Source organism: Pseudoalteromonas sp. MSK9-3 (genome assembly GCF_003590335.1).
GTDB lineage: Bacteria > Pseudomonadota > Gammaproteobacteria > Enterobacterales > Alteromonadaceae > Pseudoalteromonas.
Map to the genome: position 1 here is coordinate 23,818 of NZ_MIET01000023.1, position 26,890 is coordinate 50,707.

Sequence of the window (26,890 nt, forward strand, 5' to 3'; positions counted from 1 at the left end):
AGTTTAGTACAGCCTTAGGAAATTAAAATTAATTTAGGTGAAAAGTAGGTTTGTATGCATCTGGATTTGTTGGGATAATAAAGAAAAAATCAGTGTAATATTGATATGACAAAAGTTGAATTTACCCTTGCTGATCTCCAATTTGTGGTTCATGCGTCAGCAGAACAAATAGTACAAGTATTTTGTGATAAGCAAGCACTTGCGCTGGAAGACGGTGGTAACAATATTTACCATGCCGACGCACATGGGCACCAGTTTCAGTTTAATACAGAGAAGTTATTTGAAGGCCAAATTGCCATTGCGATTAATGGCCAAGCATGGCAGTGGATTGAACTGCCGGCTCCTGAAAAAAAGAGCGGCTTTAGCTTTATGGGGTTAGCTGCGTTAGGGTTTAAATTATTTAAAAGTGCAAAGGTGGTTAAAGCTGCATTGGCGGGTGCATCAGTAGCAGGTTACGCATGGTTATTTTCATGGCAGTTCGCCATTATGTTGATCGTGTGCTTGGTGATCCATGAATATGGTCATGTTCGTGCTATGCAATACTTTAAAATAAAAACCAAAGGCATTTATTTGATCCCATTTGTAGGTGGCTTGGCGGTCAGTGACGACAAAATCACGACTCGTTGGCAAGATGTGGTGATTTCGTTAATGGGCCCCGCATTTGGCCTTATCACTTCGGTACTCGGGGTGGTGTTGTATTACGCCACTGAAATGGAGATTTTTGCTGGCGTAGCAGTACTCAGCGCTTTACTGAATTTGTTTAATTTATTGCCAATGTTACCATTAGATGGTGGACATGTTCTAAAAAGTATCAGCTTTTCAATGCGTTCTTGGGTTGGGTTATTGGTTTGTTTAGGTGGCGTATTATTTGGTTTATGGGTCAGCTATACCTTTGGATTAATGTTACTGGTCTTTTTCTTATTCATAGGCACACTTGAAATTATGTTTGAATGGCGTGGTCGTCATCAATCTCATTTAGTGCCGCTAGATCGCTATGGGCAGGTATTTTCGGCGGTTATGTATGTGGTTGTGGTGGCTGGGCACGTTGCCGTTATGATGCATTTTGCAGACTCAGAAAGTGCCATTCTGAGTCTGCCAATGAAGATTCTATCAAGCTAATTAAGCTTCTTTAGCATACAAATATGTAGCCGTCATACCCATGTCAGTATGGCGGCAATGACCACACCAGAAACAAGCAGTTGTAACAAGCAAAAACCCATAATATCTCTCGCCTTCAACCCGGCGATTGCCAACACTGGCAATGCCCAAAATGGTTGAATCAAATTAGTCCATGCATCACCCCAAGCAACTGCCATGGCAACACGCGGGATCTCAGCGCCCAACATTTCTGCTGCAGGTAATACGATCGGGGCTTGAATTGCCCATTGTCCGCCGCCGGAGGGAATGAAAATATTGACTAGCCCCGCACTCATAAAGCTCCAAAAGGGCAATGTATCAGCGGTGCTGATCGCGACAAAGGCACGTGAAATTTGTTGTGCTAAGCCTGAGTCGACCATGACCGCCATGATACCAGCGTAAAATGGAAATTGAATAACGATCCCTGCACCGCCGGGCATCGCGTTTTGTAAACTGTTTAATAAGTTTGCGGGAGTTTTATGCAATAGAATCGCTAAGAATAAAAATATGCCAATGACGCTATTTAAATTAAGGTCATTATTTTCAATAAAGAAGTAGTACGCTAAATACGTGCAGCCGAGCAGACCAACTGTGCTGCCAAGCCAAGGGTTATGTTCAAGCTTTTGTGCAGGTGTCATGTGTGTTGTTGGTGAGGTGGTATCGGGGTTTGTATCTGCTAATTTATGTTTATCTATAATGACTTGCTTCTCTGACGGTGGCAGTAAGCAAGCATTTAAAATGGGCATGATGATCAGCATAGCGATCAACAATATGATATTAAACGGTGCAAATAGTGTATGCGCTGTTTCAACCACGCCAATATCCGCCACAGAGAAGTGCCCAGCTGTAGCGATTGTTAAAGGTACTGAGCCAGATAACCCGCCATGCCATACGATGAATCCAGAGTATGCGCTAGCAACTAACACCCGATAATCTACATTAATGTGTTTTGCAAGAGCCTTGGCAAACAGTGCACCAACTACCAGCCCAAACCCCCAGTTTATCCAGCTTGCTAACATATATATTACGGTGATGAGAATGATTGCAACCGTGGGGGTTTTAGCTTTTTGAGCCAGTTTATCAAGGGCACGAATACATACTGGAGTGCTTGCTAACATATATCCTGAAAGTAGCACCAGCAGCATTTGCATGGCGAATGTGAGCAATGTCCACAGTCCTTTACCCCAGGCATTGATGGCATCTATCGGTGTAAAAGGCGTGACGGTACTGGCTAAAATGAGTACGATAAGCGTGAGGAGTAATACAAACACATATGGATCGGGTAAGTAGCGCTCAACCAAATTGGTCAAGGGACGAGTGAGTCGGTAAAACATGGCAGAACATCCTAGTTTTTTGTTTTATCTTAACTAACTTTTTAACCAAAAGTTAGTGTAATACACTAATTCATAAGATTGAGTTAAGTTTTTTACTTTCTAAGTTTCTGATTATTATATAAAATTATATTGGCACGAAAGCTGTATTATCAGAGATAGGTTATTATTTTTATTTATAAGAGGTTGCCATGGCAGGACAAGGTTCAGGCGGCAATGTGATCGCCGCAATATGTAATATTTTCTTCCCAGGTTTAGGACAATTAGTACAAGGGCGTATTTTTTCGGCTATTCTATTTTTTGTTTTTTGGGTTATTTCGGGTGCGTTAACGTGGATCCTTATCGGTTGGGTAATGTTACCAATTGTTTATATTTGGGCAATTATTGATGCGGCTAAATATAGAGATTATTCAGGGTATGAGCGCCGTTAGCCATACACTGAGTGTAAAAACACTAAGCAGTGTTGAAAGCGCAACACTGCTTGCCATCACTGCTTGCTGTGTGCCTAGTTGGCGAGCAACTAAATAAGCATTAACCCCCAAAGGTGACGCACTCATAAGCGTGACAACTGCGACTATTTTTATATCTAATTCAAATCCCCATCTTGCTAATGCATATACACCACAAGGTAAAACGACGAGCTTAGTCATGCTCAGCACGAGAGCTTGTTGCCAAGCTTGTTTTATGGCGTAGTTAACAAGGCTGCCACCTAGTACAAATAATGCGCCAGCTATAGCGGGTTGGGCAAGTAATGACAGTGCGGACTGTAGTGGGTCTGGCATTGGGATACTGAGCGAATTAGCCAATAAACCGGCACTGATACTAAGTACAATAGGATTAACAAATAACGGCTTAATTAAATCAATAAAGCGACGCTCTTGTTTAGTGGAGCAGGCAAAGGTGAGTGCGAATAACAAGGCGCTATGGAATGTGATAATAATAAATACTAGCGCACCATATTGGGCCCCTAAACTTGTGATAATAATAGGCAAACCAACGAGAACAGTATTGGAGTACGTGCAACCGAGTGCCAATACAGCCGAGTCTGAGAGTGTCATATTTTTTAGTATTTTAAATAACACAACACATAGAACATAAATGAGAAATACAGGACCATAAAAACTGAGCATGACGTTAGCAGAAAGCACTTGGCTTAAATCAGCTTGATACATACTGATAAATAAATAAGTTGGAATAGCGATGTTGAAAAAAAAGTGACGAAGCCCGTTAAAATGTTCAGTTGATAGCAGTTTTAACTTTGCACATATAAACCCGATAAGGGCAACAAAGACCAATGGAAACAAAATACTTAACGGTTGCATAAACAATCTAGGTGAAAATGAAAACACTATTATCCGCGCTCTAGTTGTACAGAACAAGCACTTGCACAGTATAATAACAGGGTTAATAGGTAAATAAGGTTGAATTTTGGAGTATCAATTTATCCGCGACCCCATTACGGGGTTTAAAGTCAAGATTAGCGATGAGCAAGCACTTATTGCGCGTTGGTTAAATGAAGAGCTTGATAACAGTGAAGTAGCTGATTTATTGGCGCGATGTGCAGCAATGACAAAAGGCCAAGCTGCTTGGGTTCGATTAGGCAGTGAAATACGCTTTACGTTAAATACAGAGGAAGCGTTATTTGAAGCGCATGCGTTATTTCAAGAGGGTGATGATATTAGCCAGTACGCAGATGATGCGCTAGCGCTGGATGATCATGGTCTAGTTGCGGGATGTGGCTTTGAAGATTTTGTTGATCTATTGACCGCATGGCAGCAATTTATTACTGGTCGTTAGCCTAAAAGTCATAACCCACATATTACGATGTGGGTTGTCCATAAATTTGTTCCGCTCGATTAAATAGCACCCAAGAAGTTAAAATATACTTATCGTTAGAAACGGGTTTGTTGCCACGGTGTGTATGCGTGAAGTAACCTGGTGCTATCACCATTGTGCCTTTTTTAGGCGCGATTTTTTTGTTTTGATATACAAACTCAGTTTCGCCACCGTCTTGCACATCATTCAAGTAAAACATAAACAACAGAACACGATGTAATGCTTCGTTATGCCCAAGCTGGGGGTAAACTTCACTATGCCAGTACGGATAACCTCCTTTATTAACCTCATATTTTTGTGCCTGAATGGAACCTAAGCGGAATAGCTGTTGGGTAAGCAGGTGTATTTGCGGTTTGCCAACTTCATCAAAGTTATCAACGGTTAAATCAACGGGTTGGCCTGTATTTGGATGATATACCTTTAAACCAAATGCACCAATCAACATAAAAAAATGCTCTTCAATGTATTGGAATACGTGTTGTGCTGTGACTTGTTGAATATGTTGTAAATGTTCGGCATATTCAGGGTGTGAATTTAAGTACAGATCTTGGCTTACTTTTTTGCTAAGGTCGACACCACCTGATGTGGTCCCTTGTTGTAAGTGTGGGCTCTGCTCAAATGTAGTGATAAATTGATCACAAAACTCAGTACTTAGCGCGTTTTCATAAACGCGAATAAAATCAGTCATGACTGTACCTACATGTTATTGGAATTATTATGCTGTCAGAAGTATTAATGCCTCGGTTTAGTGAAACCGACGTTTTAGGACATATCAACAATACCGTACTCCCCGTTTGGTTTGAAGCCGCACGAGTGCCAATTTTTAAAATATTTACCCCAGACTTAAACCCACATGCATGGAAGCTGATTGTTGCCAAAATTGAAGTCACGTTCAAAGGTGAGTTATTTTACGGCCAACCAGTGGAGATTAAAACGCATATTGAGAAGATTGGGACTAGCTCTTTTGTCATTTTACAGCAAGCTTGGCAACATGACGAATGCTGTGCGCAAGGTAAAACGGTTATGGTGCGTTACGATTTTGCACGTAAGTCAGCGCAGGCCCTAAGTACAGATGAGCGCGACGCTTTATCCGCACTGTTATAAATTTTCAGCCATACGATAGAGGTGCCATCATTTAGTTGATGTCACCTTAAACTGATGGCCAATTGCCGGAGATATACACGGTTTTACCGTGAAGGTATAACTGATTGAACCTTGGGTATTAGTGTGTTTCATAATTTCCAGTATTTCATAATCATTAAGCTCAACAACTCGACTGTCAGGTGTGAGCTGACATCGAGATTTGCTGTCGGCTTCTTGATCATAAATAAAGTTAGCAAGCACTTGCTGCCGCCACTGGAAAAAGCGCTCTGAGCGTGCTGTATTGTCTTTAATGGTAGAAAGGACGTCGTCTACGGTCTCTTGCGAATTTATATCATCTATTTCGATTGAGGAAGTGTTGATTTTGGGGGCTTCTTGTTCTTCTGTAATTGTAACGAGCGTTGAATCTGAGGGTTCATCTATATTAATTGCGATGTGTTTGTTTGATACCGTATTGACTAGGTCACTTACGATGAGATTTACGCCGTGAGCTAACCCAGAACTACTTAAAAATAATGCCATATTCAGTGTTAACATAAAGCTTAAGGCGAAGCGAGCAATCCCTGTTGTAATAGGAAACCTGTAGCATGGCGATTGCCATAATTTAGCCAATCCAAATGGCTTAATTAACAGCAAAAATAGAATATACAGTGGCATGAGTAATTGCAGTAACAACAAGGCACCCACGCTGGTGGTGATAAACCAAGTGGGTAATGAAAGCAGTACACTTAAATTATGTGTATACGGAAAATGGTCAGAACTTACTCCTGTTATGTCATTGACGTGGCCAGCGGCTTGCACAAGCGCAAAGTTGGCTATAAACGCATAAAATAAAAATATCAGAGACTTGCCTGGTAAGCTGTCCCAAAAGTATAAGAATTTAGGCCAGAATTCATGGATTAACCCGGCTAACACCAAAGTAGACACGATGAATAACGCAAATCCATTCGTGGAGTCAATCTCTGATATGGCTAAGGTGATATAAGTTGTACAGGCTAAAAAGTAGCTACGTTGTGCAAATGTGAGACTGTGCCAAAACGCTTGAAAACGCTCAGTATGAGCTCGTATAAAAGACGATATTGAGAAGGTATTGACGAGAGGTATTTGGCGCATAACGACCTTGTTATTGTTATTATGCGCCAATGATAGGTGCTTATAGTAAAGGCTTCAAGTATTTACCTGTATGAGACGCTTCACATTGTGCGACTTCCTCAGGAGTACCTGCAATCAATATTTGACCGCCTCCAGCGCCGCCCTCAGGGCCAAGGTCAACAATCCAATCTGCCGTTTTAATCACATCTAGGTTGTGCTCAATGACCACTACGGTGTTACCGTGGTCACGCAATCTATGTAAAACAACCAAGAGCTGCTGAATATCATGGAAGTGTAAGCCTGTAGTTGGCTCATCTAAGATATAAAGTGTTTTACCTGTATCCCGTTTTGATAATTCACGCGCCAATTTTACCCGTTGCGCTTCACCACCTGAAAGTGTGGTTGCAGCTTGCCCTAATCGAATGTAAGACAGACCAACATCCATTAATGTTTGTAGCTTGCGGTTAATCGCTGGAATTTTTTCGAAGAAGCTATGCGCATCTTCAACAGTCATTTCTAGCACTTCATGAATATTTTTGTCTTTATAGAGCACTTCGAGCGTTTCACGGTTATAGCGTTTGCCTGTACACACATCACACGGAACGTATACATCAGGTAAAAAGTGCATTTCTACTTTAATAACTCCGTCGCCTTGGCATGCTTCACAGCGTCCGCCCTTCACGTTAAAACTGAAGCGGCCCACTTTATAGCCGCGAGCACGCGCTTCTTGCGTGCCTGCAAAAAGTTCTCGAATAGCGGTAAAGATCCCGGTATAGGTCGCAGGGTTAGAGCGTGGGGTACGGCCAATAGGGCTTTGATCTATGTCGATAACTTTATCGAAATGGTCAAGGCCTTTGATTGCTTTGTGTGCGGCAGGCTCTGCGGTTGTTGCACCATTGAGCTCAGTATGTGCAAGCTTAAACAAGGTATCGTTGATTAAAGTAGATTTACCCGACCCAGATACTCCAGTAATACACGTCATTAGTCCAAATGGGATCTGTAGATCTACGTCTTTAAGGTTGTTTCCTGATGCGCCGAATAACTCCAGCCACTTCTCATTGGTTGGGTGTCGATTCTCTGGCACTGCGATACACTTTGCGCCACTCAAATATTGACCTGTGATTGAGTCAGGGTTCTTGAGAATATCATCGCGATTACCTTGTGCAATGACATAACCGCCATGCACGCCGGCACCTGGCCCGATATCAATAATATGATCTGCGGCTCTGATCGCATCTTCATCGTGCTCTACTACAATCACGGTGTTACCTAAATCGCGTAAATGCGTGAGTGTACTCAGTAAACGATCGTTATCTCGTTGGTGCAGTCCAATAGATGGTTCATCTAGTACATACATAACGCCCACTAAGCCTGCACCGATTTGGCTTGCAAGGCGTATGCGTTGTGCTTCACCGCCAGATAGCGTATCAGCGCTGCGATCAAGTGATAGGTAATTTAGACCAACATTTATTAAGAAAGAAAGACGATCGCGGATCTCTTTTAAGATCTTTTCAGCAATTTTAGCGCGTTGACCTGTGAGCTCTACCGATTGAAAAAAGTTCATAGATTCGCCAATACTCATATTGGTGATCATCGGTAGCGTTGTTTGACCAATAAATACATTGCGAGCTTCTTCGCGAAGACGAGAACCATTACAACTCGGACAAGCTTGATTAGTTTGGTACTTTGCCAACTCTTCTCTTACTGAACTTGACTCAGTTTCACGATAGCGGCGGTTCATGTTGTTTAACACGCCCTCAAATTCATGATTTCTGGTTATGAGATCGCCACGATCATTTCTATAATTGAAGGATATCTTGGTTTGCCCTGACCCTTCAAGCACAATGGTTTGCGCTTCTTGGCTAAGTTCACCAAACGGGACATCTAAGTCAAAGTTATAATGCTCTGCAACAGATTGCAGCATTTGAAAATAGTAAAAGCTGCGTTTATCCCACCCTTTGATTGCGCCGCCGCTGAGGCTTAGTTCTTTATTTTGTACTACTCGCTGTGGGTCAAAATACTGACGAACACCTAACCCATCACAGCTTTGACAAGCGCCTGCTGGATTATTGAATGAGAATAAGCGTGGCTCTAGCTCCATCATCGCGTAGCCGCACGTGGGACAAGCGAAGTTAGCTGAGAAAATAACCTCTTGGAAGTCTGCATCATCCATACTGGCGACCACAGCAATGCCACCAGATAGTTCAAGTGCTGTTTCAAATGATTCAGCTAAACGTTGTTGTAAACCATCTTTAATTTTAAAACGATCAACAACGACTTCTATGGTGTGTTTTTTCTGTAGTTCTAGTGTGGGAGGATCAGATAAATCGCATACTTCACCATCAATTCTCGCTCGAATGTACCCTTGACTTGCTAATTGTTCTAAAAGTTTAACATGCTCGCCTTTTCTGTCTTTAACGACCGGAGCAAGTAACATCATTTTACTGCCTTCAGGATATTCAAGCGCTGTATCAACCATTTGACTGACAGTTTGAGCGGCCAAAGGTAAGTCATGTGTTGGGCATCGAGGTTCACCTACTCGGGCAAATAATAGCCTAAGATAATCATAAATCTCAGTAATGGTACCTACGGTAGAACGCGGATTGTGCGATGTTGATTTTTGCTCGATAGAAATTGCAGGAGACAAGCCCTCGATATGATCAACATCGGGCTTTTCCATGAGTGACAAAAACTGTCTGGCATAGGCTGAGAGTGATTCAACATAACGACGTTGACCTTCAGCATATAAAGTGTCGAATGCTAAAGATGATTTTCCAGAGCCTGAAAGGCCAGTGATCACGATAAGTTTATCGCGCGGTATGGTAAGCGATATATCTTTTAAATTGTGCGTGCGAGCGCCTCTGACTTCTATTTTATCCATGCTGACCTAACTACAAAGTTTAATGGCGATGATGATAGCGAAACAGTATCGCATAATTTGCGTAATATTAACGTATCTTTGCTAAACGAACTAAACTATTCAATAGGATCAATTTTCGAGTCGTTGTTTTGAATATTGCTCAGTGGTGTTGTATCAGCGTGTTAGCGTTCGCTTCTGGTTACGTTGTGGCCGCTGACTCTAATTGTGAATATGTCGTACGTTTTGAAGATTATGGTGCACAATCTAAATTAGATAAAGCGCTTAATTGGCATGGGCTAGATGTAGATTTTGCAAAAGCTTTGTTGGATGAAGTTCAATGTAATTATCGCTTTGTCAGTGTGCCTTGGGGGCGTGCACTTAAAATGCTAGAAATCGGCGAAATTGACATGATGTTGAGTGTTTCAAAAACAGCACAGCGGATGCATTATGCGTATTTTATTGGTCCTCAGCGTATGGAGACCATTGTATTTGCAATGAATACAGCCAGAATCTTTGAGGTACCCAATATTGAAGCTTTGTTTACGTTATCATCACCTGTCGCGATTCAGCGAGATGCCTATTATGGTGAAGCGTTTGAAAAGCGTATGGTTCAAGAGCAAGACGTAGATAGTCATTTTATTTACGTGCCAGATAATCAGCTTAAGTTGAATCTATTACGGCATGGCCGGATCTCAGGGTTTTTAGAAGAAAAGTACAATATTTTATATCAGACTCAAAATAATCCTGACTTTATGTCGATCACACTTAGTCCTTTAGTAGTCAATGAAGAGCCCGTATATTATGCGTTTAGTAAGCGAACTATTAGTAAAGCGCAGTACCATAAATTAAAAGAAGCCTTTGCTGCGATTAAAAACTCCGGAAAATTAACCCAAATCTTAAAAAAGTATAAGTTAGACTGAGTTTTTTTGTTAGACTGTCGCGCGTTAAAGCTGGCTGACAAAAACGAGAAATATGTCCAATCACTCTTTAAATCCTTTAGAAAAACGTGCCGCAGTGTCGCTGGCAAGTGTCTTTGCATTTCGTATGCTTGGCTTGTTCATGCTGATGCCTGTTTTGGCTATTTATGGGCAGTCACTCGCGGACGTGTCTCCTATGTGGATAGGCTTGGCAATTGGTGCATACGGGCTCACACAAGCGTTATTGCAAATCCCAATGGGCTGGCTATCAGATAAGTTTGGCAGAAAGCCTATTATTATTGCAGGTTTGATTGTATTTGCTTTAGGGTCGGTTGTTGCGGCGACCGCTGAATCAATTTATTGGGTAACGGTAGGTCGCGCATTACAAGGTATGGGGGCAATAGCCAGTGCTTTGCTTGCATTAGCATCGGATTTGAGTCGTGATGAGCAACGGCCTAAAGTCATGGCCGTTATTGGTATGTGTATTGGGCTCAGCTTCGCGATCGCCATGTTATTGGGCCCTATGGTTGCGGCATCATTTGGCATTGCGGGTGTATTTTGGTTAACAGCCATGCTGGCGTTATTAGGCATATTGATTATTGTTTTTGTGGTACCCAGCGCCATACAACGTGCACCAAAAGGCGACACAATGGCCACATTTAGTGATATTCGACGCTTGGTAAAAGATCCACAATTAGTACGACTAGATATTGGCGTGATGTTCTTGCACCTGACACTAACGACATTGTTTGTGGTGCTACCGGGTCAGCTTATTACCGGTGGACTTATTGCTGCTGAACACTGGCAGTTATATATTCCAGTGCTATTACTGGCATTTGTTTTTATGGCACCGCTGATGATGGTAGCGATTAAAAAAGGCAAAGAAAAAGCCGCCTTTTTAGCCAGCATTGTATTATTAATAGTCAGTTCTATCAGCTTAGTAATTGCCGTTGATTCTATTATGGCTATCGCGCTGTGTATGTTACTTTATTTTGTTGCGTTTAATTTTCTAGAAGCGACGATGCCTGCGTTGGTTGCAAGGCTTGCGCCGGCAAACCAAAAAGGGTCAGCAATGGGGGTATTCTCATCTGGCCAGTTTTTTGGGGCATTCCTTGGCGGTTTGTTAGGCGGTTATATTGCTGAGTTTGGAGAACCGCAGGGAGTATTTGCTGCGGTAGCCTGTATTGGGGTAATATGGTTGGTAATAGCATGGAACATGCAGATCCCGCCAAAGAGTAAAATAATTAGTTTATCAGTGCCTTTATCTGACGTTGAAAAAGCGGCTGACATAGCGGATAAGTTAGTGATGTTACCGGGTGTGATTGAGGCAACAGTGGTGCGAGAAGAAAGTCGCAGTTACCTTAAAATTGATGACAAAATTTTTGATTTAAATCAGGCTAAGCAAGTGCTTGGCTTGCAATAGAGTGAGGAGAAGGTGCCATGGCACGTGGTGTAAATAAAGTTATTTTGGTTGGTAATTTAGGCCAAGATCCTGAAGTACGTTATATGCCGAACGGCAATGGCGTCGCAAATATTACTTTAGCAACTTCTGATAGTTATAAAGACAAAAACACGGGCCAAATGATCGATAAGACAGAATGGCATCGTGTGGTATTTTTTGGCAAGTTAGCTGAAATAGTCGGTGAATACTGTCGTAAAGGTTCGCAAATTTACGTAGAAGGTAAATTGCAAACACGTAAGTGGACCGATCAAAGTGGCCAAGACAAATATACAACAGAAATCGTTGTGGATGGTTTTACTGGTCAAATGCAGATGTTAGGTGGTCGTGGCGATCAGCAAGGCGGCGGTCAATATCAAGGTGGACAGCAGCAAGGTGGTTATTCACAACCACAAGCGCAATATAACCAAGCGCCTCAGCAAGGTGGCGGTCAATATCAAGGTGGACAGCAGCAAGGTGGGTTTGCGCCTCAAAACCAAAATGCCCCACAGCCTGCAAGTCCTCAACAAGGTGGGTTTGCACCTCAGCAAGCTGCCCCAGCGCAGCCTCAGCAAAGTGCTCCGCAGCAACAAGGTGGTTTTGCACCGAAGCCAGCACCTACTGGTGGCGCATCAAACCCAATGGAACCGCCTATCGATTTTGATGATGATATTCCGTTCTAGCACATAGGTAATTAATAGTTGTAAAGTTAGGTATCAAAAATTACTTAAACCCACTGCTATTAGTGGGTTTTTTATTTTTACCTTTTTAAGTAATGAAATAAGGAACTATGGACTTTCTAGCCTTCCTCAAAATGAAAAGTTCAAAAGTAGAGTTTTTCATTAACTAAACTAAGAAAGTCGTTAGAGTATTAACCAACTTGAGAAATCGAGTGATATAACTTTGAACTTCCTAGAATTCAGGTACATAAATCTATCAATTAAGTTGGCTTTCTGGCGATTACAAACATATTTCCGCCGAGGTTAGCGTGAGTTATTGCATCAGATAATGCACTCTTAAAATTAGGATCTGACAAATTTTCTTTTATGAAAGTACCTAACTTTAAGTCGTAATCGGAAGAACCATGTGCCAACTTTTCAATGTAACCAACATCCATCGAGCCATTAGGAGTAGTTATCTCAATCAGTTCAAAACCAAACGTTTTTAGTAAAATCAGTATGTTATTTTTATTAAATAGATTGACGTGGCCTGGTGGAACTAATTGTTCATGGTCACGCCCTGCAATAGACCACTCGAGGCTATTCAAATTTGGTGTTGAGAAGAACCAATACCCTCCTGGTTTAAGAAGTTCGAATATCTTTTCACAAAAAGGAGATAAATCAGTAATGTGTTCCAATGTATCCCATAATGATATTCCATCAAACTTATTTTCTGCAGGCATTTCATGTAACCAGCAGTTATAAATATTGATTGATGGGTTATCACCAAAACGTTTATTTAAGCTAGAGCAAGCATCTGTACTAGGGTCACAACAACTGATAGACAAGCTATTCTGGTTGCGAACAAGAGACTCAACAAAGATCCCTACAGCGCTACCAACATCAAGCAGCTTACCCTTTTCCATGTATTGCTTTATTTTTTCAACTCTGGCATCGAAAATAGGAATTCGCTTTTCAAAAGTATCCGTAAATATTTGATTCTCTAAAAGCTTCATCTCTCCATTATAATAAGCTTCTAATTGCTCAATAGTAGGCATAGGATTACAAAATACATGCCCACAATGCTTACACTTATCTAACTCAAAACCATTTTTAATCTCATAATGAGAAATCTCTTTGTCATGGCAAACAGGGCAATAACTCGATTTTTCCTGAGCACTACTCTTACTGTGCACGTCTGCTAAAGAAGTCAGCAGCATTCTTTTTAATAATAATTTATACTTGCTAGGGTGGATGTCTAAATAATTAATTTTTCCCATGCATCATTTATCCAAATAGATTAAACACACTGCGATCCAAGTATTTAGCTTGAGTCAGTTGATCTTTAAAATTCAACAGAGCCTAGTTAAAAGCTAAATGTAATTTATCAAAATACTCGTCAACACCAAGTTTTAATACTTCCCGAGTTTTTGTATCTGCTTCTATCAAGCCATTTTCCAGTAGCCTTTTACAAAAAACCTGTTGAGAGGCTATATCATGGAATACAGCATGGTTAAGTAAAAGGTTATCCCCAACTCCAGCTAATTTTTCAGAGTCTGAAAAGTTCGAGTAACTACTTTTATAAGCAGCTTTAGTTGTATAAAAATCAAAATTGAAAATTTTCACACTTTTAGCCTGCATAGTAAGTAAGTCAATCAGGATTCTTTGTAAAAATGTCGGAAAACCATTAAATAACTTCATTTTTGCTTCAAACAACATTGTGCGAGATTTTCCGTTAGTAATTGACTCAAATTCAGACTCTTCTTTTTGTAGTTCAAATACATAGAAAATATCTTTAAGTCTAAGCAACTCTTTGTCCTCTGCCTTCATCATTTCTAATCGATATGCAGAAAGGTAGACAATATTAGTCTTTGAACCTATTTCTTGACTATCAGAGTTATCCTTAAGCGAGGGAAGCATACGAATAACTAAATCATGACTATCAATCTCTTCGCCAAGCTTCTCCTTGGAAACGCAGGGGCCAACAATCGCGATACTTTTACCTTTGACTAGCTCAAAAAACTGTTCGTCTTTTTTGTTTAAAAGCTCAGAAACATATTGCCTGTTATAAGTGCCTCCAATGTATAGCTGTAAAAGGCTTTTCATATAAATAGAATCAATATCTTTATCAGGAAAGTGGTGATGTATGGAATCTAACTTTCTTTGGGCAGCCGCACAATCACCTTTATCTAATAGACAAAGAAACTGTTGCATGTAAGTATCTCTATCGTTTGTTGGTGAGGCCAAAAGACTTTTTTGTAATTTGACCCGGCTATTTGAACAATCTCGAAACATTCCCTTAGCCACTAAATATGAATAAATGTTCTTCCATCGCTCATATGAAAATAACTCTGGAGGTTTTTGAGCCAAATAAACAGATTGTTTAACCAGATCAGTGTGTTCTCCATGATCGGATAGCCATTTTTCTACTTGAAAAATAAAGTAATCAGCTAATATCTTAGGTGCCTGATATACAGTAATTACGTCTTCATTGATACCTTCATTTCTCAGAACATCCACTATTTCGGTAACATAGATACTGGTAATAAGAATACGATTAAATATATAGCTAGATAGTTCATGTGGGGGGATAATCGGCACCCCCATATATTCGCGCTTCTCGTCACTGAATGAATCACAAATCGCCACGATATCGATATTCTTATCTGTAGAAAGCATATCAAAAGCACACCTTCCTCCCGAGCCAAGACCATAAAGTATAATTTTTTCCAATTCTTACTCCGAAGCTTTCATCTAATATTTGCTATTTGAGTTAATAGTTATACGAGTAGGGGGTCTCTCTACGTAACTGGCTGTTTCATTAGAACAGTCGGTTTATGTAACTTCCTTACTTTATTCTAAGTTTCGTGTTACCAAACCTCAGTTACAGATCCTTAGTCCATATTACCGACAGCTAATTTCCTACCTTTATAAATACAGCAAATAGTAGCTCCGTTATTAGGATAAATAAACATGTATTGCCATAGTTACAGACAACGGATACTTGCTCTGAGCTACCAGTCAGTAGTAGTTAATTAAGGGCTATATTTACTACCAGGATTTAAATAACGTCATCAGTTATAGGCTTACAGCCGTAAAACACTTTTCCAAGCGTATCAATTTTAATCAGTGTTTATTAACTATTAATATGCTAATTTAAAAATAGTCTAACATCTTATTCTAATTAATTCAGCACTGTCTGTAGTGGTCAACCGTTTTTGGCCACCTCGTTTTAAGTTTTCCAATACTGTTTTTCTTTTGCTATAGGCGAGCTTCCTTGATTATGACGATGAGGTCGGTAACGGTTGTAGTAGCCCACAATATATTGTGATATTTCGCCTGTTGCTTCTGTTATATTTTATAGCCTGCTCTTGGCATCCACTCTGTTTTAAAGCTTCTAAAAAAGCGTTCCATTGGCGCATTATCCCAGCAATTTCCACGACGAGATAAACTTTGTTTCATACCATAGAGCCAGATTAATTGCCTAAACGCTTTACTCGTGTAATGACAGCCTTGGTCACTATGAAACATAATTCTTTTTGGGTTTCCGCGGCTTTCATAAGCCATTCTTAATGCCTTTTTCGTCAGCTCACTATCAGGCCTTATTGGTGTTGCCCAACCTACAACTCTACGGGCATAAAGGTCAATAACGACAGCTAGGTAAACCCAGCGAGAACCGCACCAAACATAGGTCACGTCGCCACACCAGACTTGATTTGGCGTCGATACGTTAAACTCACGCTCAAGCAAGTTAGGAATGCTTAAATGAAGCTTTTCAGCTTTTGCATACTTGTGCGAAGGCAGCTGGCGACTCACTAAGCCATTCTGTTTCATTAACTTACGCACGAGCCAACGACTAACTTTAAATCCAGAGTCCTTTAGCAACTGAACTAACGTGCGTTGGCCTGCCGAGCCATGACTTATCCCAAACCAACGCTTAAGTTGCGCAATCAAACGCAGACGTTCTGGCTCTATATGCATCGGTCTTTTACGCCAATAACGAAAGCGACTACGCTGAACGTGAAATAGATGGCAGAGGCGTTTCACCGGCCAACTCTCTTGAAGTGACCGTATTAGCGCAAACCTTTTATGGAGTCCTGCATCAAGAGAGCTGAAGCCTTTTTTTAATATTTCATTATCCTCTTCAAGTCGTTTTAGCTTTCGTTCTAACTCACGAACCTTCAGTTGGTCAGGCGTCAATGGTGTTGCGCTAGATAAGTTACCTTGACGCTCTTGACGAATCTGCCGAGCCCATTTATCAACGGTAGATTTTCCAAGGCCCATGGCTTCAGCGGCACCTTTAACGGAGCGATGTTCATCCACTACTTGCCGCGCTACTTCTAAGCGGAACTCGGGAGAGTATTTTGGTCGTGTTTGATTTGCCATTATTACACCTAATTAAGTTATGGTGATTCTATCACCTCTAATCAGGTGGCCAAATTCAATGTACCACTACATACGGTAAGTTGTTCTAACGGCTTCAAGGTATAAAGAAGATTTCTCATGGTAGTATGAAGGTTTAATTTTTTGAGTTGACATCACTTCTTGCTAATCGTACGTATGTGATTAAGGGTTTCTTTTTATTTATTTGGTTTCAGGAGTTGGAGGTGGATAGCTAACGATCAAAATCTTATATTGATGTTTGATAAGCTCAAGGCCATCTTTGTCGAAAGTTTAGCTGAGTTACTGTAGTGAAAGCTGCGAATGAAAAGTGGTTTGATTGATATCATAAATGTGGATTATTTATTCATCTGATGATTGCTGTAACATTACAAAAAAGACTAAAAGAATACTTATTTCTTGTGCCTAAAATGTAGTAAATAAAATGAAACCGTAGGAAAGACCTGGACATACTTTTATGGGGGATCTGCACAGTTGGCTTGTAAGACCAAAAAAGTATATGAAGATAAAATTAAAGAGCTAAAAAGCACTTTAGATGAACTTATATAAAGATCTAGAATTGGCGAGAGGAGCAATGGAAAAGTACGATACGCCTAGTAGTTTGAGCTATAGGGGAATACACGTAATGCTACAAGGCGATATATGGTAGAGCGAAGGTTATTGTGCGGAGCGACTTAATAGCGATTAGCAACAGGATACTTTAGGTACTATTTTTTGTCATACTGAACCTTGAGTTTTATATACTTCTAGACAACACTTAGGCTATTAAAAAGCGGCATTAAGTGGTGTGATGAAGCAGTTTTTAGAGCAGTTAAACTCACGTATTGTGCGGCTGTATGTTGTTGGCTTTGCTGTGGCAACCGTTCTGATACTGAACACATTATTAGTTCATTTATTGCACTTAAAAACTCATCAGCAAGGCGTTGAAATAGTAAAGCAGGTACAGCTGCTTGATGGACCTGCTAGAACGCCTGAGAAGATCACCCAAATCGCACGAATACATGGATTTAGTACGGCGAGTGATACTAATGCTGGTGGTAGGGTTGAACAAGACGTTTTCTCTTATGAGGGTTTGAGCTTAACATTATCTCACCCAACAGTTGTGAAACAGTACTTTGCAATTTTTGTTTTTTTTAACGTGTTGTTTATAGGATTTTTAATGTTTTGCTATCGGTGGTTGCTGATTTACCGAGTGAGGCCTAAAACACCGTATTCTAGAAGTACCCAAATTTGTGTCGAGAATAATGTGGCTTTGCCAACGTCGATTGAACCTCGCAAGCCTGATGAGTCACTCTTTAATGTATTTGCATTGGTGAAATGGCGATATGTAATTGATTCTAAAGTAGACCCCCAGCAACATTTTTCGATTATATTAGCGAAGCACTTTTCAGATTATGCAAAATGTTCGGTAAAGTATTTAAGCTCGGGAGCACTTGCGGTCACTTTTGAACAAGTCCCTTGGGGTGATGTGAGCCGAATAGAGAAAAAGTTACATGAGGTCGTCTTTCAGGCGCTGATAATTATGCGACCTGACCTATCTCGTAAGACGGTTAAGATTGGCGCTTGTTATTATCAAGCCAGAGCCGACCAGACTCAAGTGTATCAATTAGCGCGTTCAGCACTTGCAGTGGCTGTAAATAACGTTTGGCAACATGTTCATATGGTACCGCTTAATAAAACTCACGCCACAACGATGCAAAGTAGTGAAGATGATTTTATTGCTTACATTAATAAAGGCCAGTTTGTGCTGTTTTTTCAACCTTTATTTTGCTTTAAACAACAAGATATTAAGCAAAGTGAGGCATTATTACGGGTGCGGCATAGTCAACTTGGGCTTATTTCAGCTAAGCAATTTATTCCACAAATTCACAGCAAAAATCATCTTAATACGTTAGATAAAACAGTTGTGGCACATACACTTAAGGTACTTAAAAAAGAGGCTGATCACGCGAAGGTGAGCATTAACTTACATCATGTTAATTGGTGCGATGATACGTTTGTTTGTTGGTTAGTAAACGAGATTAAAGACTGTGGTGTGGCTAGTAGAGTGCAGTTTGAGGTATCGGCTTATGATTATTATCACCATCATAGAGCCTTGTTACGCGCATTTAGCGCATTGGCTAAATTAGGCGCGGGCGTGTTGCTCGACCAAGTCACTGATGTTTTGCCCGGCAAAACTTTGAGGGCAATTCCAGCTATGGAGGCGATTAAGTTAGCGTTTGAGTTAGTGCATCATATTGATTCAAATCAGTCTCAGCAACGCAGTGTTAGGCAAATAGTGCGTCAGGCCGAGCGGATTGGGATCCCTGTTTATGCAGTGGGAGTTGAAACGCAGGCAGAGTTAAATTGTTTACAGCAGCTTGGCGTGCAGGGCGCTCAGGGGTATTACTTTGCTGAATTACTGCAACAGATAGAGTTAGTTGGCTATTAATTCATTGGCTAGGCAGTGCGCTTAGTTTGAGGTTAAGTGGTTAAACTAAGGTAAAGGCATTAAATTAACTTACGATATCTTAAGCCATCAAGGCCTTGTAAACCGCCAGTATGTACAAATGTAATTTTACTATGAGCAGGGAAGTAACCTTGATCTATGAGCTGCCAAAGCGCATAGAATGCTTTGCCACTGTAAATGGGTTCTAAGGGTAAATTATAGGTACTTCGCATTTTTTGACAAAACAGCCACAGTGCAGGAGTAAATTTACCATATCCCCCATCATGGTATTGTGCTAGTAGTTGCCAGTTTTTTTGGGTCGTCGCTTTGGCGCTAAGCCCCAGAATATCTTGGTTTAAATATTCTGCGTTTTTTAAAACTGCGATCCCCAAAATTTGACTTGTTTCAGCACTTCCGTCAATGAGCCCAGCAAGTGTCCCTCCGCTGCCTGTTGGGCATAGTATATAATCACTGTCAGGTAAGCTTTGGGCGAGTTCTTGAACACCTTTTAGAGCTGCTTGGTTACTTCCCCCTTCTGGTATTAAATAACAGTTTGGCAATTGCTCGCGTATTTCATCTTGATAATCTGTGTTATTGCGCTGGCGATAGGTAATACGATTGACCACATGCAAGTTCATTTTACAGGCTCGAGCCATTTTTATGGTGGGGTTTTGCTCATCAATATATGGACCACGCAAAATAACATGGCCCTCAATATTATGCAGTTTTGCGGCCATGCTTGATGCGTAAAGGTGGTTTGAAAAGGCGCCTGAAAAAGTAACGAATGCGTTTTTATTATTGTCGTGCATATCTTTAAGGTTATATTTTAGCTTTCTCCATTTATTACCGCTGATGGTTGGATGCAAAAGATCATCTCGTTTAACGCATACCGTCAGTTTTTGTTTGTTAATCGAGGGTGAGTCGATCCGTTGCATTGGCGATTCTGGCCAATCAAATTGCAGTGAACGCATAAATGTACCTTTTACATTGCATGAGATCAGTGTATCAAATACGACGAATAGATTGAAAATCTTAATTGAATACTGGCAACTCACTAGTCAATAGGGGTAAACTGAGATATTAATTGCTCAAAGCTTGTGTTTTACCTTGTAAGTACATAGCATAAAGCCTTAATTATAAAAAATAACAACGACCAAATAATTGCCGCTTTTGGGAATGGAATATATGCGAATTGCTCCTTTGTCTTTTTTTGTTACCGCCACTTTGATGGCTGCCAGTGTTTTGGCCCAAGATACAGCCACGGTTAATGCCGTTGAATCTGAGTTAGCTGTAAAGCAAACTGAGTTAGATAACTATACGCAAATATTAGATAAGCACATTAGTGAAGAAGCTCGACTACAATCACAATTGACTCTACTTCGAACGCGCTCCTCGGAATTAGATAAGGAAAAGAATCAAGCGCTTGATGCAATGAATGAATTGTATCGACGCTTAATTGACGACCCTTCTATAGATATTAGTGCAGCACAAACGCGTTACCAACAGGCGGTATCAACGCATAAACAAAATAAAGATGATATTTCTATGCAATTGGCGGCGATTGCATCACATAGAAAAGACATCGAACAAATACGCATTACGAAGCATACCTTAGTGAACACGCTTGAGAGTTTAAAAGATCAACTCAGTACCGCACGTGTGGAGCGGCTACGTAATGAATTTACGCGTGAGGGCACGTTAGAAGTCGAGCACACGATAAATTGTAAGCGCACTGAAACGCTTGCTGCGTGCGAACAACGTGGTCAGCAGTTAGGATTACAAAAAGCCACTAAACGTTTTATTGATCAAGTTTTTGCAAATCTAACAGAACAGCGTATTGTTGAACCAAAACGAAATATAGCCGGTGCCCAAGTCCAAGTTGTGAATAGCCATGTGGTAGGCAGTGCGTTTAGTGGGCAAGGTAATTACAGCGTTAATTTAAGTGTTACTATGCGCGGTGATATGAACAACAGCCGTTTATGTAGTTTGCTTAATTTAGATAACCGCTTTTGCTCAGAATACGGCACCCCATTATCTATGGGGTACCAGGCAAGTTACCCAACTACCTTCAGTGATACGCAGCTAACTTTTAAAGATGTTTCTGAGAACATGGGTCAAGTTGAAGTTGCCAAGGTAGAACAGCAGCCGGTTATTGAAATTGACACACCACGAGTGACGAAAGCTGCACCAGTACAGATTCAGAAGGTGAACTCTGTTGCCGTGACTTTACGCTCGAATGTATATGATGATGAAGTCTTTATAAATGGTGTGAGCTACGGCTCAACAAAACTGACAGTGACTGTACCGAAAGGTATTCATGATATTGAAGTGCGTAAGTTAGGATATCAGCCTTACAAAGCACAAATTGATATTCGAAAAGCACGAACGATAAATGCTCGGCTATTAAAAAAGCCTGAGTCGATTGCTGCACCGACACCGAATAGTGAGCAAAAACAAGTCATAGCGAAGAAAAGTACGACAGTTGTAGCCCCCTCTAGACATAATAATGCCATTGTTATTATTCCAGCGGGCAGCTTTAAGATGGGCGATTTGACTGGTAATGGCTTGGCAAATGAACGTCCGGTGGTTGAAAAAGTACTGAGTAATTCTTACGCAATGCAGTCCAAAGAAGTGACTGTTGGAGAATACAGACAATTTATTAATAGCACCGGATATCAAACCGAAGCTGAAAAAGGCAAAGGCTGCGCCTATTATAAAAATGGCGAGCCAGTTTGGGAACTTGACTATAAATGGAGTAACCCAGGCTTTAATCAAGCAGATAACTTCCCAGTTGTGTGTGTGTCGTATGAAGATGCCAAAGCTTATGCCAATTGGTTATCAGGTGAAAAGGGTCAGCAGTTTCGTCTACCAAATGAAGTAGAATGGGAATATGCAGCACGCGCAAGTACCACTTCAGAGTATCCATGGGGTAACGAAATTGGCAAGAACCTCGCTAACTGTGGATGGTGTGGTAGCGAATACTCAAATAAAAGTGCTGCGCCAGTAGGTGAATTTGCACCTAACAACTATGGTTTATACGACACGGTTGGTAATGTATGGGAATGGACTCAAAAGCGAGCGTCACAAGATGATGTGACAGTCAGAGGGGGTGCATGGAACTTTGCGCCGAGTTTGGCACGCGTGTCAACGCGTTTAGCACTCGCAGCAGATTTTAGAGCAAATTATATTGGCTTTCGCTTAGTTCGAGAGCGTTAATAAAACAATTACGATGGGTGGCGGCATTGCTCGTCACTTGACTTAAAGTATTTCTGTAAGGTTACCCTGCCTCATGTTTAAAAAATTACGTGGATTATTTTCTAACGACTTATCAATTGATCTTGGTACGGCCAATACACTTATATATGTAAAAGAAGAAGGTATTGTGTTGAATGAGCCGTCAGTGGTCGCAATACGCCAAGAACGTGCAGGAGGCCCGAAGAGCGTTGCTTCTGTAGGGACCGCGGCCAAACAAATGCTAGGCCGAACTCCTGGTAACATTAAAGCGATCAGACCGATGAAAGATGGTGTGATAGCAGACTTTTATGTTACGGAAAAAATGTTACAGCACTTTATAAAGCAGGTGCACAATAATAATTTTATGCGCCCAAGTCCTCGTGTTTTAATCTGTGTTCCGTGTGGAGCAACTCAGGTAGAAAAGCGTGCCATTCGTGAGTCAGCGATGGGGGCGGGTGCTCGAGAAGTGTATTTAATTGAAGAACCAATGGCTGCGGCAATTGGTGCTGGCTTACCAGTCTCTGAAGCAACAGGCTCTATGGTAGTCGACATTGGTGGAGGAACCACTGAAGTTGCCATCATTTCTTTAAACGGTGTTGTATATTCCTCTTCAGTACGTATTGGCGGAGATAAGTTTGATGAAGGTATTATCAATTATGTACGCCGTAATTTTGGTAGCTTGATTGGTGAAGCAACCGCTGAGCATATCAAACATGAAATTGGATCTGCTTTTAAAAGTGATGAACCGATTGAGTTAGAAGTGCGTGGTCGAAACTTAGCCGAAGGTGTACCTCGCTCTTTCACTTTGAACTCACATGAAATCTTAGAAGCATTACAAGAACCTTTGATGGGTATCGTCAGCGCGGTGATGGTGGCGTTAGAGCAGTCACCCCCTGAACTTGCGTCGGATATTTCGGCTCATGGTATGGTGTTGACTGGTGGTGGTGCATTACTTAAAGATTTAGACCGCCTATTAATGGAAGAAACAGGGATCCCTGTGGTGGTTGCGGATGATCCATTGACATGTGTTGCAAGGGGCGGCGGTAAAGCATTAGAGATGATAGATATGCATGGTGGCGATGTATTTAGTTACGACTAATGAATTTACTGTTTGGCCGTACCATTTCATTACAACTGCGACTTACTGTCGCAGTTGTGTTGAGTGTGCTCTTAATTTTTGGCGATCGTTATACCCAAGGCGGTACACTCGTTAGAACTAGCTTACATACGTTAGTCAGCCCGCTGTTATATTTTGCCAATGTGCCCTATGAAATGTTTGATATCGGAGCGAAAAGCCTACATACGCGCGATCAACTTAGGCAAGAAAATTATACTCTCAAAGAAAAGCAGCTATTACAAAGCGAGCAGTTGCAACAATTAGCGTTTCTTAAAAAAGAGAATCAGGAGCTCAGAGCGTTACTCGGGGCGTCAGCAAGGCAGAATAATACCCGATTGATTGCTCAGGTTTTGTCTGTTCACTCGAATCCCTATAGCCACCAAGTAGTGATCAACCGCGGTACTATAGACGGAGTGACAGAAAGTCAGGCGGTGATCGATGAAATGGGGGTTGTTGGCCAATTAACTCAAGTGGGTACAACCACATCACGCGTTTTATTGATGACAGATATTACACATGCCACTCCAGTCCGCATTTTACGTAATGACGTTCGCACAGTTATTGAAGGTATTGGTAAGATAAACCGTTTAAAGCTTTCTCATGTGCCACATAGCTTAGATGTTCGCATTGGAGATGTTTTAGTGACATCGGGTTTAGGCGGTATTTTTCCAGAAGGTTATCCTGTGGCGGTTGTGACAAACATTAACCGAGATGAAGGCCTGCCTTTTGCTAAGGTTTATGCCGAGCCGATTGCACAATTAGACAGAATTCGCTTATTAGTAATATTAGGTAAGTCAGCTCAAGAGACACTCAGCCATGATTAGGCGCAGTTATTTTTTTGTGGCGCTAAGTATTTTCTTTGCGTTAGTAATGGCATTGATGCCGTTACCTATTTCTGCCGAACCATTCAGACCTGATTGGGTATTATTGGTCTTGATGTATTGGTCACTGGCAGTACCCCACCGAGTTAACATTGGCTGGGCTTGGATCACAGGTTTAATTATTGATTTAGCCATGGGGTCACCTTTAGGTGTAAATTCATTGACTTACTCTGTGTGTATTTACATTACTGTGAGCAACTTTCAGAAAATACGAAATTTTTCAATTTGGCAGCAGGCAGTCATGATCGGTTTATTTTTGACGCTCTATCATTTGCTGCAATTTTGGTTAAACCACTTTTTACTCGATATTTACTTTAGCCCGCATTATTTGTGGCCGGCAGTGACTGGCATGTTATGTTGGCCATGGATCTTCTTATTACTGCGTAAGTATCGACGTCAATTTAGGATACGTTAATGATCCCTCTTTATTTAGCGTCAGCGTCCGCTCGTCGCAAACAATTACTGGCACAGCTCGGTTATGAGTTTGAACAGTTTAGTGTAGATGCAGATGAAAGCCAGTTGCTCAATGAGCCTGTATACGCCTATGTTGAGCGGCTCGCTAGGTTAAAAGCCCAATCGGGTGTTGCTATGGGCTATATAGATAGGCCTGTCCTTGGTAGCGATACAGTGGTTGTTATCGATGAGCAGGCGTTAGGCAAACCGAAAGATATAGATGACTTTACGGCGACAATGAAGCGCTTATCAGGGCGCACTCACCAGGTCTTAACATCGGTCGCTTTGGCAACCGAGAAGCATGTACTTAGCACGGTTGTGTGCACTGAGGTGACTTTCAAAACATTGTCGGATAAAGAAATAACGAGTTATTGGCATACCGATGAGCCGCTAGATAAGGCTGGTGGCTATGGTATTCAAGGGCTTGGTGGCCGATTTGTAACGCATATATCAGGTAGCTATTTTGCCGTTGTCGGCTTACCTTTATATGAGACTGATAGATTAATTCAACAATTTGTAGCGGAGACAGCATGAGCAGTGAACTACTCATTAATGTGACACCCAGTGAGAGTCGTGTCGCATTAATCGAAAATGGTGTACTCCAAGAAGTGCAAGTAGAGCGTATTGGCAATTTAGGCATTGTGGGTAATATTTACTTCGGCAAGGTAAGTCGAGTATTACCTGGTATGCAGGCTGCTTTTGTTGATATTGGCTTGGATAAAGCCGCATTTTTGCACGCATCAGATATTGTTAATAGCGCTTCGTTTGAAGAAGGTGTTGATGATCAGCCTGTAAAAAAAGTACAAGATATTAGAGAGTTGGTCAAGCAAGGCCAATTTATTATGGTACAAGTTGTCAAAGACCCGCTAGGTACTAAAGGCGCGAGGCTCACCACCGATATTACTATTCCCTCTCGTTACCTCGTGTTCATGCCTGATGCTACGCATGTGGGGGTCAGTCAACGAATAGAAACAGAAGAAGAACGAGCCAGACTTAAAAAGATAGTGTCGCAGTATAATGATGAAAATGGTGGCTTTATTGTTAGAACCGCTGCAGAAGGTGCGTCCGAAGCCGAGTTACAGCATGACGCAGAGTTTTTGAAAAAATTGTGGCAAAAAATCGTCAGCCGTCGAAAAAAAGCCAGTAAAGCCAGCATTTTGCATGAAGATTTAACACTCGCTTTTAGAACGCTTCGTGATTACGTTGGTGAAGACATGGAGCGGATCCGGGTTGACTCAAAGCTAACTCATCAAGAGTTAAAAGAGTTTACGGAAGAATTTGTCCCTTTACTTGCTCAGGTGCTGGAGTATTACCCTGGTGAGCGACCGATTTTTGATTTATTCGATGTTGAGAGTGAGATCCAAAAAGCACTGCACCGTAAAGTTGAATTGAAGTCGGGTGGGTATTTGATCATTGATCAGACAGAAGCAATGACAACCGTTGATGTAAATACAGGGGCTTTTGTTGGGCATAGGAATTTAGAGGAAACCATTTTTAATACCAATGTTGAAGCTACATCCGCTATTGCTCGTCAATTAAGACTGAGAAATTTGGGTGGGATCATTATTATTGATTTCATCGATATGATATCTGATGATCACAAACGCAGAGTGCTTCACTCTCTAGAAACGGCATTGTCAAAAGACCGTGCAAAAGCCAACATCAATGGTTTGTCAGCATTGGGCTTAGTTGAAATGACGCGAAAGCGTACTCGTGAAAGCTTAGAGCATATTTTATGTGGTGTTTGTCCATCGTGTTCTGGGCGAGGATCGCTAAAAACGGTTGAAACTGTCTGCTATGAAATACTGCGTGAGATTGTCAGAGTGAATCGTGCCTATGATGCGGATAAGTTTATGGTGTATGCGTCTGCTGCAGTGAGTGAAGCACTCACTAACGATGAATATCATAACTTAGCTGAATTGGAACTATTCATTGGAAAGCAAGTCAATATTCAAACAGAGAGTTTATACAGTCAAGAACAATTTGATGTTGTCATGATGTAAGG

The 26,890-nt window shown here is 41.2% G+C and carries 23 protein-coding genes; 14 read left to right on the plus strand and 9 right to left on the minus strand.

Annotation, left to right across the window (positions count from 1 at the left end; all coding sequences use genetic code 11):
• Positions 1-105 precede the first annotated feature (105 nt).
• Complete coding sequence (locus BGP78_RS08005) at positions 106-1,119, plus strand: site-2 protease family protein (protein ID WP_119860912.1); 1,014 nt, start codon at positions 106-108, stop codon at positions 1,117-1,119.
• A 32-nt stretch (positions 1,120-1,151) separates the two neighbouring features.
• Here BGP78_RS08005 and BGP78_RS08010 read toward each other — a convergent pair whose 3' ends face one another.
• Positions 1,152-2,471: a short-chain fatty acid transporter gene (locus BGP78_RS08010; RefSeq protein ID WP_119860913.1), complete on the minus strand. Its 1,320-nt coding sequence runs from the start codon at positions 2,469-2,471 to the stop codon at positions 1,152-1,154.
• 188 nt (positions 2,472-2,659) lie between these two features.
• Here BGP78_RS08010 and BGP78_RS08015 point away from each other — a divergent pair, with 188 nt between their 5' ends.
• Complete coding sequence (locus tag BGP78_RS08015) at positions 2,660-2,899, plus strand: hypothetical protein (protein ID WP_119860914.1); 240 nt, start codon at positions 2,660-2,662, stop codon at positions 2,897-2,899.
• On the opposite strand, the gene BGP78_RS08020 is transcribed toward BGP78_RS08015, so the two are convergent.
• Entirely contained in the window at positions 2,879-3,790 is a 912-nt protein-coding gene (locus BGP78_RS08020) for an AEC family transporter (protein ID WP_119860915.1), read from the minus strand. The genes BGP78_RS08015 and BGP78_RS08020 overlap by 21 nt on opposite strands.
• A 106-nt stretch (positions 3,791-3,896) precedes the next feature.
• Here BGP78_RS08020 and BGP78_RS08025 point away from each other — a divergent pair, with 106 nt between their 5' ends.
• Entirely contained in the window at positions 3,897-4,265 is a 369-nt protein-coding gene (locus BGP78_RS08025; protein WP_119860916.1) for a YacL family protein, read from the plus strand.
• 22 nt (positions 4,266-4,287) lie between these two features.
• On the opposite strand, the gene BGP78_RS08030 is transcribed toward BGP78_RS08025, so the two are convergent.
• On the minus strand, positions 4,288-4,992 hold the full coding sequence (locus tag BGP78_RS08030; protein WP_119860917.1) for a 2OG-Fe(II) oxygenase: 705 nt from the start codon (positions 4,990-4,992) through the stop codon (positions 4,288-4,290).
• A gap of 29 nt (positions 4,993-5,021) precedes the next feature.
• Here BGP78_RS08030 and BGP78_RS08035 point away from each other — a divergent pair, with 29 nt between their 5' ends.
• Positions 5,022-5,408, plus strand: coding sequence for a thioesterase family protein (locus BGP78_RS08035; protein ID WP_119860918.1), 387 nt, complete (start codon positions 5,022-5,024; stop codon positions 5,406-5,408).
• A 27-nt stretch (positions 5,409-5,435) separates the two neighbouring features.
• Here BGP78_RS08035 and BGP78_RS08040 read toward each other — a convergent pair whose 3' ends face one another.
• Entirely contained in the window at positions 5,436-6,518 is a 1,083-nt protein-coding gene (locus tag BGP78_RS08040) for a hypothetical protein (protein ID WP_119860919.1), read from the minus strand.
• A gap of 40 nt (positions 6,519-6,558) precedes the next feature.
• On the minus strand, positions 6,559-9,378 hold the full coding sequence (gene uvrA, locus BGP78_RS08045) for an excinuclease ABC subunit UvrA (protein WP_119860920.1): 2,820 nt from the start codon (positions 9,376-9,378) through the stop codon (positions 6,559-6,561).
• Positions 9,379-9,536: 158 nt separating this feature from the next.
• Between uvrA and BGP78_RS08050 the strand changes: the two genes are divergently transcribed.
• From BGP78_RS08050 to ssb, 3 genes are read left to right on the plus strand one after another with little or no spacing between them, the layout of a single operon-like run.
• Complete coding sequence (locus tag BGP78_RS08050) at positions 9,537-10,277, plus strand: ABC transporter substrate-binding protein (protein WP_259386236.1); 741 nt, start codon at positions 9,537-9,539, stop codon at positions 10,275-10,277.
• A gap of 52 nt (positions 10,278-10,329) precedes the next feature.
• Entirely contained in the window at positions 10,330-11,697 is a 1,368-nt protein-coding gene (locus BGP78_RS08055; protein WP_119860922.1) for an MFS transporter, read from the plus strand.
• 17 nt (positions 11,698-11,714) lie between these two features.
• Positions 11,715-12,395: a single-stranded DNA-binding protein gene (gene ssb / locus BGP78_RS08060; RefSeq protein WP_119860923.1), complete on the plus strand. Its 681-nt coding sequence runs from the start codon at positions 11,715-11,717 to the stop codon at positions 12,393-12,395.
• A 257-nt stretch (positions 12,396-12,652) separates the two neighbouring features.
• Here the strand turns inward: ssb and BGP78_RS08065 are convergent, their stop codons facing one another.
• The 3 genes from BGP78_RS08065 to BGP78_RS08075 form a co-directional block, all read right to left on the minus strand.
• Complete coding sequence (locus tag BGP78_RS08065; protein WP_119860924.1) at positions 12,653-13,651, minus strand: bifunctional 2-polyprenyl-6-hydroxyphenol methylase/3-demethylubiquinol 3-O-methyltransferase UbiG; 999 nt, start codon at positions 13,649-13,651, stop codon at positions 12,653-12,655.
• An 82-nt stretch (positions 13,652-13,733) separates the two neighbouring features.
• Positions 13,734-15,104: a glycosyltransferase family 29 protein gene (locus tag BGP78_RS08070; RefSeq protein WP_119860925.1), complete on the minus strand. Its 1,371-nt coding sequence runs from the start codon at positions 15,102-15,104 to the stop codon at positions 13,734-13,736.
• 499 nt (positions 15,105-15,603) lie between these two features.
• Positions 15,604-16,757, minus strand: a protein-coding gene (locus BGP78_RS08075) for an IS3 family transposase (protein ID WP_119860926.1) whose coding sequence is annotated in 2 segments (ribosomal slippage) — positions 15,604-15,728 and positions 15,728-16,757 — 1,155 coding nt in all. Because the reading frame shifts where the segments join, the coding sequence is not laid out codon by codon here.
• An 805-nt stretch (positions 16,758-17,562) separates the two neighbouring features.
• Between BGP78_RS08075 and BGP78_RS08080 the strand changes: the two genes are divergently transcribed.
• Positions 17,563-19,203, plus strand: a complete 1,641-nt coding sequence (locus BGP78_RS08080) for an EAL domain-containing protein (protein WP_119860927.1) — start codon at positions 17,563-17,565, stop codon at positions 19,201-19,203.
• Between the two features lie 59 nt (positions 19,204-19,262).
• Here BGP78_RS08080 and BGP78_RS08085 read toward each other — a convergent pair whose 3' ends face one another.
• Complete coding sequence (locus BGP78_RS08085) at positions 19,263-20,171, minus strand: 1-aminocyclopropane-1-carboxylate deaminase/D-cysteine desulfhydrase (protein ID WP_119860928.1); 909 nt, start codon at positions 20,169-20,171, stop codon at positions 19,263-19,265.
• Between the two features lie 214 nt (positions 20,172-20,385).
• On the opposite strand from BGP78_RS08085, the gene BGP78_RS08090 reads away from it, so the two are divergent.
• The 6 genes from BGP78_RS08090 (at position 20,386) to rng (ending at position 26,888) form a co-directional block, all read left to right on the plus strand.
• On the plus strand, positions 20,386-22,416 hold the full coding sequence (locus BGP78_RS08090; RefSeq protein ID WP_119860929.1) for a formylglycine-generating enzyme family protein: 2,031 nt from the start codon (positions 20,386-20,388) through the stop codon (positions 22,414-22,416).
• Positions 22,417-22,489: 73 nt separating this feature from the next.
• Positions 22,490-23,533 (plus strand): rod shape-determining protein, encoded by a 1,044-nt coding sequence (locus BGP78_RS08095; protein ID WP_010361344.1) that lies wholly within the window; start codon positions 22,490-22,492, stop codon positions 23,531-23,533.
• A complete protein-coding gene (mreC, locus tag BGP78_RS08100; protein WP_119860930.1) occupies positions 23,533-24,375 on the plus strand; it encodes a rod shape-determining protein MreC in 843 nt (280 codons plus the stop codon). The genes BGP78_RS08095 and mreC overlap by 1 nt, the downstream gene beginning before the upstream one ends.
• The gene (gene mreD / locus BGP78_RS08105) at positions 24,368-24,847 is read left to right on the plus strand and encodes a rod shape-determining protein MreD (protein ID WP_010361347.1); all 480 of its coding nucleotides are present in this window, start codon (positions 24,368-24,370) and stop codon (positions 24,845-24,847) included. Before mreC ends, mreD begins: the two co-directional genes overlap by 8 nt.
• Complete coding sequence (locus tag BGP78_RS08110) at positions 24,847-25,419, plus strand: nucleoside triphosphate pyrophosphatase (protein ID WP_119860931.1); 573 nt, start codon at positions 24,847-24,849, stop codon at positions 25,417-25,419. Before mreD ends, BGP78_RS08110 begins: the two co-directional genes overlap by 1 nt.
• Entirely contained in the window at positions 25,416-26,888 is a 1,473-nt protein-coding gene (gene rng, locus BGP78_RS08115) for a ribonuclease G (RefSeq protein ID WP_119860932.1), read from the plus strand. Before BGP78_RS08110 ends, rng begins: the two co-directional genes overlap by 4 nt.
• The last annotated feature ends 2 nt before the right edge of the window (positions 26,889-26,890 follow it).

Excerpts from the sequence above, each read along its gene's own strand:
- BGP78_RS08005 (WP_119860912.1), top strand. The coding sequence starts at position 106 with ATGACAAAAGTTGAATTTACCCTTGCTGATCTCCAATTTGTGGTTCAT.
- BGP78_RS08010 (WP_119860913.1), bottom strand. The coding sequence starts at position 2,471 with ATGTTTTACCGACTCACTCGTCCCTTGACCAATTTGGTTGAGCGCTAC.
- BGP78_RS08015 (WP_119860914.1), top strand. The coding sequence starts at position 2,660 with ATGGCAGGACAAGGTTCAGGCGGCAATGTGATCGCCGCAATATGTAAT.
- BGP78_RS08020 (WP_119860915.1), bottom strand. The coding sequence starts at position 3,790 with ATGCAACCGTTAAGTATTTTGTTTCCATTGGTCTTTGTTGCCCTTATC.
- BGP78_RS08030 (WP_119860917.1), bottom strand. The coding sequence starts at position 4,992 with ATGACTGATTTTATTCGCGTTTATGAAAACGCGCTAAGTACTGAGTTT.
- BGP78_RS08035 (WP_119860918.1), top strand. The coding sequence starts at position 5,022 with ATGCTGTCAGAAGTATTAATGCCTCGGTTTAGTGAAACCGACGTTTTA.
- BGP78_RS08040 (WP_119860919.1), bottom strand. The coding sequence starts at position 6,518 with ATGCGCCAAATACCTCTCGTCAATACCTTCTCAATATCGTCTTTTATA.
- uvrA (WP_119860920.1), bottom strand. The coding sequence starts at position 9,378 with ATGGATAAAATAGAAGTCAGAGGCGCTCGCACGCACAATTTAAAAGAT.
- BGP78_RS08055 (WP_119860922.1), top strand. The coding sequence starts at position 10,330 with ATGTCCAATCACTCTTTAAATCCTTTAGAAAAACGTGCCGCAGTGTCG.
- ssb (WP_119860923.1), top strand. The coding sequence starts at position 11,715 with ATGGCACGTGGTGTAAATAAAGTTATTTTGGTTGGTAATTTAGGCCAA.
- BGP78_RS08065 (WP_119860924.1), bottom strand. The coding sequence starts at position 13,651 with ATGGGAAAAATTAATTATTTAGACATCCACCCTAGCAAGTATAAATTA.
- BGP78_RS08080 (WP_119860927.1), top strand. The coding sequence starts at position 17,563 with ATGAAGCAGTTTTTAGAGCAGTTAAACTCACGTATTGTGCGGCTGTAT.
- BGP78_RS08085 (WP_119860928.1), bottom strand. The coding sequence starts at position 20,171 with ATGCGTTCACTGCAATTTGATTGGCCAGAATCGCCAATGCAACGGATC.
- BGP78_RS08090 (WP_119860929.1), top strand. The coding sequence starts at position 20,386 with ATGCGAATTGCTCCTTTGTCTTTTTTTGTTACCGCCACTTTGATGGCT.
- BGP78_RS08095 (WP_010361344.1), top strand. The coding sequence starts at position 22,490 with ATGTTTAAAAAATTACGTGGATTATTTTCTAACGACTTATCAATTGAT.
- mreC (WP_119860930.1), top strand. The coding sequence starts at position 23,533 with ATGAATTTACTGTTTGGCCGTACCATTTCATTACAACTGCGACTTACT.
- mreD (WP_010361347.1), top strand. The coding sequence starts at position 24,368 with ATGATTAGGCGCAGTTATTTTTTTGTGGCGCTAAGTATTTTCTTTGCG.
- BGP78_RS08110 (WP_119860931.1), top strand. The coding sequence starts at position 24,847 with ATGATCCCTCTTTATTTAGCGTCAGCGTCCGCTCGTCGCAAACAATTA.
- rng (WP_119860932.1), top strand. The coding sequence starts at position 25,416 with ATGAGCAGTGAACTACTCATTAATGTGACACCCAGTGAGAGTCGTGTC.